This is a genomic window from Rhodococcus sp. NPDC079359 (genome assembly GCF_040702585.1).
In the GTDB taxonomy this organism is placed as follows: Bacteria; Actinomycetota; Actinomycetes; order Mycobacteriales; family Mycobacteriaceae; genus Rhodococcoides.
Genome location: NZ_JBFBLH010000012.1, coordinates 133,757 through 141,727, shown reverse-complemented (window position 1 = coordinate 141,727; position 7,971 = coordinate 133,757). Strand labels below are relative to the sequence as shown.

8 protein-coding genes are annotated in these 7,971 nt (G+C 64.3%); 3 read left to right on the top strand and 5 right to left on the bottom strand.

Features of this window, described 5'->3' with window-relative positions; translation table 11 throughout:
- Positions 1-1,403: DUF222 domain-containing protein (locus tag AB0362_RS23155; protein WP_366236154.1), on the bottom strand; the 1,403-nt coding region annotated here is incomplete at its 3' end.
- 236 nt (positions 1,404-1,639) lie between these two features.
- On the opposite strand from AB0362_RS23155, the gene AB0362_RS23150 reads away from it, so the two are divergent.
- The gene (locus AB0362_RS23150) at positions 1,640-2,233 is read left to right on the top strand and encodes a hypothetical protein (protein ID WP_317809213.1); all 594 of its coding nucleotides are present in this window, start codon (positions 1,640-1,642) and stop codon (positions 2,231-2,233) included.
- A gap of 34 nt (positions 2,234-2,267) precedes the next feature.
- Here AB0362_RS23150 and fmdA read toward each other — a convergent pair whose 3' ends face one another.
- Positions 2,268-3,521, bottom strand: coding sequence for a formamidase (gene fmdA / locus AB0362_RS23145; protein WP_317809212.1), 1,254 nt, complete (start codon positions 3,519-3,521; stop codon positions 2,268-2,270).
- Between the two features lie 140 nt (positions 3,522-3,661).
- Here fmdA and AB0362_RS23140 point away from each other — a divergent pair, with 140 nt between their 5' ends.
- Together AB0362_RS23140 and AB0362_RS23135 are read left to right on the top strand one after the other, a co-directional pair.
- The gene (locus tag AB0362_RS23140) at positions 3,662-3,949 is read left to right on the top strand and encodes an FmdB family zinc ribbon protein (RefSeq protein ID WP_317809211.1); all 288 of its coding nucleotides are present in this window, start codon (positions 3,662-3,664) and stop codon (positions 3,947-3,949) included.
- A 42-nt stretch (positions 3,950-3,991) separates the two neighbouring features.
- Entirely contained in the window at positions 3,992-5,212 is a 1,221-nt protein-coding gene (locus AB0362_RS23135; RefSeq protein ID WP_317809210.1) for an FAD-binding domain-containing protein, read from the top strand.
- Positions 5,213-5,234: 22 nt separating this feature from the next.
- Here AB0362_RS23135 and AB0362_RS23130 read toward each other — a convergent pair whose 3' ends face one another.
- Genes AB0362_RS23130 through AB0362_RS23120 form a run of 3 tightly spaced genes read right to left on the bottom strand, consistent with a single transcriptional unit; the run spans position 5,235 to position 7,926 of the window.
- Positions 5,235-6,008, bottom strand: a complete 774-nt coding sequence (locus AB0362_RS23130) for a DUF4097 family beta strand repeat-containing protein (protein ID WP_317809209.1) — start codon at positions 6,006-6,008, stop codon at positions 5,235-5,237.
- On the bottom strand, positions 6,005-6,661 hold the full coding sequence (locus AB0362_RS23125; protein WP_317809208.1) for a response regulator transcription factor: 657 nt from the start codon (positions 6,659-6,661) through the stop codon (positions 6,005-6,007). The genes AB0362_RS23130 and AB0362_RS23125 overlap by 4 nt, the downstream gene beginning before the upstream one ends.
- Positions 6,652-7,926, bottom strand: coding sequence for a histidine kinase (locus AB0362_RS23120; protein WP_317809206.1), 1,275 nt, complete (start codon positions 7,924-7,926; stop codon positions 6,652-6,654). The genes AB0362_RS23125 and AB0362_RS23120 overlap by 10 nt, the downstream gene beginning before the upstream one ends.
- Positions 7,927-7,971: the final 45 nt, after the last annotated feature.

Below are 7,971 nucleotides of genomic sequence, written 5' to 3'. Positions count from 1 at the left end.
CCGGTGGCGGTCTTCGCGTAACCGCAGCCGGCTTCGAGATCTTTCAGGCTCATGGTGACGATCGCGGTGACGGGCAGGCCTCGGTGTGTGCCGAGAGTCCCGGAGGCAAGTGTGTGCCGGAGCGCCAGTTTCAGGGCGTCGTGACGACGTTCGTTCTGGGTGCGGATGTCACGCTGGGCGGCGGCCTCCCGCGTTGACGCCGCCGCCTCGGCCCGTGCCTGACTGCTCTCGGTATCGCCGCGCCCGGCAGCGGTACGCCTGGCAGCAGAGGCGTCGGAGTAGGCGTCGTCAGAGCCTGTACCGCAACCGCATTCGATGCCGCCTCCGCATTCGTCGTGACCGCATTCGTCGTGACCGCAAGGGCCGTCACCGCACGGGCCGTCACCGCATGGACCGTCGTTCCAGAGTCCCGCATCACGTCGCCACCGGTTTTCCCGCTTGGGTAGCGGTGGTGTTTCGGAATTGGAGTCCCCCGATCTTGCATCACTCGCCCCTGCTTCGCGGGGCGTGGTCCCGGGCTGCGGTCGTGCGTGGGCATCCTCGCCGGAGGTGTGGTCGTCCTCGTCGCTTCCGGTGTCGTCGTCGACGATCGGTTTGCCGTCGGCGGGGTTGTACATGCCAGGCTTCGCGGCTTTCGAGAACAGGGCTTCGAGGTAGGCGCGTAGTTCGGGGTCGACGCAGAATTTGCCTTCCGACATACCGTCGGCACCTTGCTCACCGAGATAGAAGAACGCATCCCTACGTTTGCGCAGCTTCGGTTTTCCGTCCTCGTCTTCGTCTTCATCGTCGTCGTGATCGCCGTCGGGGTTGAGGATCGAATCCAGTGACGCCACCAACGGCGCGAAGTCGTCGGGGCGTCTGGTCGATGCGTAACCCACCAACTGCTCTTCGGCGAGATCGCGGGTCTGCGGATCGACGTCCTTGGGCAGATGGCGAAAGAACTCGCGAATCATCTGCACATGCTTGGCATCGAGCAACCCGGCCCGTAAAGCTTCGGCGGTGTGCGGCAGCAACGGCGGCAGAACTTCACCGGAGAACGAGGTGCGATCCCCCAACTCCGCAGCCAGTCGTACCCGAGCACCCGCAGCTCGTGGGGTGATCCGCAGCATCCACGCCACCGAGGACGGGACCGAGCCCGGATACACGTCGAGGCCGTGCTGCGCGATCAGCTCGTTGAGCCAGGTGTACGAGTAGGCCGACAAGGATCGGGTCACCGTCTCCATGCGTTGGATCACCGCACGCCGGTCGGCGTTCGTCCACGACACCGACGCCTGCCCCGCCAACTCCGCGACCGCGGACTCGACCCGCTCCACGAATGCCGACAAGTCGGGATCGGACACGTCAGGGGCAGGCGGCACCACATCGATGCCGTCCACCCCTGATCCGCCGTCCCCCGAAAGCATGAACAAAATCTACCGCGACCCACCGACAAGTTTTCGAACAGATTTACGAACAGGGCGAGACGACTGTCGACGGCTGCGCCCACCATCTACGCAGTCACGGTGGTAGGAACTGACGTGAGCCATCCGAACCGCATGATCGGCATTCGGAGCTGAACGATCCTGGCTTGAACAATTCGCCTGGCGGGTGGTGGCTCAACCTGTCAGCGGGCGCACTCGATGTCGGTAGCGTCAGGGCTATGGCATCGAGCACGTATCGCCCGGAATGGTCGAACGACGATCTGCAGCAGAATGTCTCGGAAGCGCAGTGGGTGGACTACAACCTCGACGGCCTCGCCACAATCACAGTGGGCTCGCTGGTCCCCACTGCGTTCGACGCCTTTGCCCGTGTCCTGTATCCCGTACGTGCCAGCACGACCCAGCATGCATCGTCGAAAACCGTTGCACCCTGGCGTGATCAGCTGGAATCCATAATCGAAGTACTCGCTCGAAGCACGACGGCACCGGATGAGTGCTGGTTCGCCGTCTGGGAAGGCAACACAGCACTCGACGACATTCGCGCGACGGCACCGACCGCACACATCGCCGGTTACGGCTATTTCCTGTTGAAGGGACCGGTCTCACGCGCAACCGACACTCTCGAAGGACTGTCACCGAATCTGTGGTGGCCCACCGATCACACATGGTGCGTGGCTCAGCACTTCGACTTCACCTGCGCGTATCTCGGTGGCAGCACGGAGACTGTCTCGGACATCCTTGCGCTCGCCGAAGTCGAGTCCCGGCCGGTCCGCGTCAATCAGAACATCACTGCCGGCTACGACGAGACCCACTAGCCATTCGGCGACAAAACTCGACCACCGCGCTGCGTCAGAACTGCGCCCTCGGCGCTCCCATTCCCTGGTCGATTTGGAATGGTCCGCTGGCGGAGGGCGCTATCGGGAAGTCGAAGATCGCGGTGGGGATGTACACGGTGGCACAGGAATTGGGGATGTCCACCACCCCGGACAGGCGTCCTTCGATCGGGGCCGAACCCAGCAACAGGTATGCCTGCTCGGGACTGTAGCCGAACTTGGTGAGGTAGTCGATCGCGTGCATGCATGCGTTCTGGTACGACAGGTCGGAGTCCAGATACTTCTGCTCACCGTCGACGGTCACCGAAATGCCCGAGAAGGCAATCCATTCCGAGTACTGCGGCGCGGTGTTGCCGGGCATGAAGATCGCGTTTTCGCTCACCCCGTAGGTCTCCATGCCACCCTTGATCAGGTCGACGTGCAGGTCCATGAAGCCGCCCATCTCGATGGCGCCACAGAACGTAATCTCTCCGTCTCCCTGCGAGAAGTGCAGGTCTCCGAAAGACAATTTCGCCCCCGGCACGAACACCGGATAGAAGACGCGAGTGCCCTTGGTGAGGTTCTTGATGTCCTGATTTCCGCCGTTCTCGCGGGGCGGTGCCGTGCGAGCGGCTTCACCTGCGACACGGGAGAATTCGTCGCCGCTCAGTGATCCGAGAATTGCCCCGTCGAGTTCTGGGGCAAGTGCCAGTGGCGGAACTCGATTCGGGTCGGTAGCGATCAAGGCACCTTCACGGGCGTTCCACTTCGCCAACAACTGCGCCGAGGGCGCGGTCCCCATGAGGCCGGGATGGGTGATGCCGGTGTACTTCACGTGCGGAACGTGACGAGATGTGGTGGTCTGCCCCGAGAAATCCCAGATTGCCTTGTACGCGTCGGGGAATCGATCGGTGAGGAACCCGCCGCCGTTCTCCTTGGCGAAGATTCCCGTGTAACCCCAGCCCTGACCGGCCAGCGGACCCGAATCCTCCTGCGGGATCGGCCCTACGTCGAGGATGTCGACGATCAACAGGTCGCCGGGCTCGGCTCCCTCGATGTGGAACGGCCCGGACAGTGTGTGCACGTTGTTGAGCGGCGCATTCAGAATGTCCTCGGCGGAATCATCGTTGTGGATGGCCCCGTCGAACCATTCGCGGCAGTGGGCTCGAAAAGATGTGCCGGGTTTGACCGTGACCGCCGCCGGAATGTCGGGATGCCATCGGTTGTGGCCGACGATCTCCTGTTCGGTGAAACTCTTCGTCGAGTCGAGCGGAAACAGCAGTTCGGGCACTGGACACCTCCGGTTGCGCGGATTCCCCTGCCTCGATCATTGCACCGTCGTGGTGCATCCGGCCGCATATGGCGTGTAAATCTTGTATGACGTTGTGCCGGAACGTCGCTGATGCGACATCTAACGCTACCCTCGGATACGTGCCCACCTACAGCTTCCGCTGCGCACAGCGTTGCGCCCCCGTCGAGCAGCGATTCTCCATGGCCGACGTGCCCTCCGAGGTGCCGTGTCCGGCATGCGGGCAGGCGGCAGCCCGAAAGATCTCCTCACCCGTTCTCGGTCGAGGAAACAGCGCGGCGATGAAAGCGCACGATGCCGCCCGCGCCACCGCGGACACGCCCACCGTCGTCACGTCCGTGCCTCACCAGGGGAGGGCGGCGACAAGCACGACATCGAACCCGCTTCATCGACGCCTGCCGCGACCCTGACACCCGCGTTTCCCTTTCCTCCCGACGGGGAAGTCCGACGGTATGTCCGAGCTGCCTCCTCCCCCATCCATCGCCGACGGTGCTGCCACCGATGACGTCGTCGCCTGGGTTGCCGAGCACCTGGGCGATCTGACTCGCGAGGGGGCGGACGGGGTCACCGCCGGTGCCATTCGAGGTGGGCAGTCCGCTGCCGATACCGCGCTGGCCGGACTCGACATCACCGGCTATGCCCGCGATCGAAGCACGTTCCTCCCGGTGAATCGCCGAGGTGCAAGCCGCATGTCGCCGTACATCCGCCACGGACTGCTGACGCTGCGCGAAGTGTGGGACGCGGTCGCCGACGCTCCCTCCCGCGACCGTTCCCGCTACCGCGACGAATTGATGTGGCAGGAATATGCTCGCCACCTCTATGCACGGGTCGGAGCGGATCTCGGCCGTTCACTCCGCCGTGAGCAGCCGCGTCCGCAGGGCTGGACCGCGCAGCCGTGGCCCGAGGAGATGAACTGCATGTCCTCGGTGGTCGGTGAATTGCACGGCGACGGTTGGCTCGTCAATCAAACTCGCATGTGGCTGGCGTCCCAGTGGGCAGTCCGCGCCGGTGCGACGTGGCGCGATGGCGAGGACGAGATGTTCGCCCACCTACTCGACGGCTCTCGCGCAGCCAATCGCCTCGGCTGGCAGTGGACCGTCGGCACCGGAAGCGGGAAGGTCTACGGCTTCAGTCGATGGCAGGTGAACAAGCGAGCACCGTCCCTGTGCCGCAACTGCGCACTGAAAGATGCGTGCCCCATCGAGAATTGGCCCGACGACGATCTCGGCCCCGCGGTCGACGGCCCGGATCTGAACAAGGCTCCGATTCCCGCCGGCCCTGTCCACGTCGAAGGCACTGGCGCAGAACAAGTGTGGATCACAGCAGAGTCGCTCGGCACCGCAGACCCGGCCATGGCAGCGCAGCCCGATCGACCTGCCGTGTTCGTGTTCGACGAACCGCTGCTGCGGAAACTGAGGCTCTCCGGCAAGCGGCTGGTGTTTCTCGCCGAGACGCTCGGTGAGATCGCGTCGACCCGCCCGTTGGAGGTGCGCCGCGGTCGAGTGGCCGACGAACTCTCCGGGCGCCCTTTGGCCACCACCTGGGCACCCGTTCCCGGCTTCTCCCGCATCGCCGACGCCGTGGCCCCGGTCGAGTTGCATCCGTGGCCGTGGCTGGTGCGTCCCACCACGTCCTCGGTCAGATCGTTCAGCGCGTGGCGTCGGAGTCATTGAACAAGTAAGTCACCGACCGAAACTATCTCCGCTGCACCGAAATCTGGCCGTCTTCACTGGTGATCGACACCGACCTCGGTGAATTCGGATCGTCGACGACGTCGATGTCGACATCTCCCTTCTCCGACGTCGCCTCGACGTCGTAGAAGTCGGCTGCCGGCAGTTCGATCGTGCTGTCGCCCTGCATGTTCTGTACACGGACCGAGTCCGGTGGCACCCTCGAATCCAGGGCGATCCTACCGAACGTCGTGTCCACCTCGACTGCCGACACAGCCGCGTCCGTGATGTCGACGTCACCGAATCCGGTGGTGATGTCGAGGGTTCCGGCAGATCCCCGAGCGGTCACGGATCCCGCGGACGTGGACACCGATGCCTGCGCGTCCACGTCGGAGAGCTCCACGTCGCCTGTTGCTGCGTCGATGTCGACAATCAAGCCGGCGGGTATCCGTAGTTCGAGGCCGATGTCGCAGCTGCCTCGCTTGCGGTAGGAACACTCCACAGCGATCGTCGAGCCGTCGTCGCTGATGTCGACTGTCGGAGTATCTCCTCGGTACGAGCCGTCGGCCCGTACGTGCAACTCCGAGTCGGGGCTCATGGACACCGACACCTTGGCGAATCTGGTTGTGACGGAGAGATTGTTCCCGACGATCGCCGTATCGGCGGAGTAATCGAAAGACTGCATCTTCGGCGTGGTGAAGCCGACGGCGAGGGTGGCCGTCGTGGCCGCTCCTGCGGTACCCACCACTACGACGGCAACCGACACGGCGACAGCAGTGCGCCAGAGAACTTTTCTCACTGAATCGCTCCCAGATATCGCAGGACGGCCATGACACGGCGGTGATCGGCGCTGTCTCCGAGCAGACCGAGCTTGGCGAAGATGTTCCCGATGTGCTTCTCCACGGCTGCTTGACCGACCACCAGAGCAGTGGCAATTCCGGCGTTCGACTTGCCTTCGGCCATTGCGGTCAACACTTCTCGCTCGCGCGGGGTCAGCGAATCGAGTGGATCCGATCGTGGGGCCCGAGCCAGGATCTGCTGCACCACTTCTGGATCGATGACCGTTCCACCGGTGGCCACGGTCCGCACGGCATCGGCGAATTCGTCCACGTCGGCTACTCGGTCCTTCAACAGGTAGCCGACACCGTCCGTGCTCTGCCGGATGAGCTCGGCCGCGTACCGTTCCTCCACGTACTGCGAGAGCACGAGAACCCCTACAGCGGGCCACCGTTGGCGAATGACCAGCGCTGCGCGCAGACCTTCGTCCAGGAAGGTGGGCGGCATGCGTACGTCGATCACGCAGACATCGGGAAGCGGATCGGCAGCGGACATGGCCGCGAGCAGTTCCGACGCGTCGGCCACCTTGCCGATCACGTCGGCTCCGGCATCGGTCAGCAGGCGAGCGACGCCCTCTCGCAACAGAACCGAATCGTCGGCGATGATCACTCGCACGGGATGCTCACCTCGAGCCGCGTCGGGCCACCGGACGGCGACGTGATGGACAGGGTTCCGTCGATACCGCTGAGCCTGTCCTCGAGCCCGGCCAGGCCGCCTCCCGGTGCCGGATGTGCTCCTCCACATCCGTCGTCGACCACCGTTACCCGCGCTGCGGACGCGTCCCTCGAGACATCCACTCGGACGTGGTTTGCTTTCGCATGCTTGCTGACGTTGGTCAGAGCCTCCGAGACGACGAAGTAGACCGTCGACTCGACGGTGGCGTCCGGACGTCGATCACCGGAGAGGGCCGGGTCTATCCGGAACGTCACCGGTACCGTGCACAACGCCGCGACGGACGACAGTGCGGCGTCGAGGCCACGGTCGGTCAGGATCGGCGGATGCAGACCGCGGGTGAGGGTGCGGATCTCGCCGATCGCGTTCTTTGCTTCTCGATGTGCGTCGTCCAGCAGTTCCTTCAACACCGCGTCCTCGCTCGCCGAGACGCGCGACTTCGCCTGCCCCAGTGACATTGCCACCGAGACGAGACGCTGCTGAGCCCCGTCGTGCAGATCGCGCTCGATGCGACGGCGTTCGGCATCCGCAGCGTCGACGACACGAGCTCGACTCACCGTCAATTCGTCCACTCTCCTACTGGACTCCGATCGGCCGAGAAGGGCTGCGGCACTCCACCAGTCGAGTCGCGCCAGGGCGGTGAGCAGCAGCGGCACTCCCGCAACGAAGGTCACCAAGGATGCGAAGCCGACCAACGCGACGAACGGATAGCCCACCCGCTCGCCGATTTCGAGCTGGTTGGCGACCGGATTCGTCACGATCCAGGCGACCGGGGCCAGGGCGAGAACCGGCAGGGCCACGAAGAGCGCCGGCAGCAAGAACAGCAGAACAGCCGATACCGGAATGCGGATGAGCCAGTAGCACAACGACTTCCACAATCCGATGTCGCGGAGGCACCAGACGAACATGCGCCAACTGGTCGGGTACACGGTCACTTCGGGGCCCTCGATGGCAATTCCACCGGTGAAACCGATTCCGGCACGCGCTGCACGGTCCATCCACTTGAGCGCCACTATCGTCAGCGCGAAGACGAGCACCCCGCTGAGCGCAAACGGCAGTGCGCACACCGCCAGTATCAGCAGGCCCAGGATCATCCAACCGCCCAGCCCGGCGACCGTCGATGCCAGCAACGACGCCACCGCAAGCCACCAGTGCGGCGATATCCACGCCCTGAGTGGATTCAGGGGAATCGGTAGAGCCTCGTTCATGCGGATCAGCCTAAGTCGGGTGTCGTCGGCTTGTCCGCAGTGTGA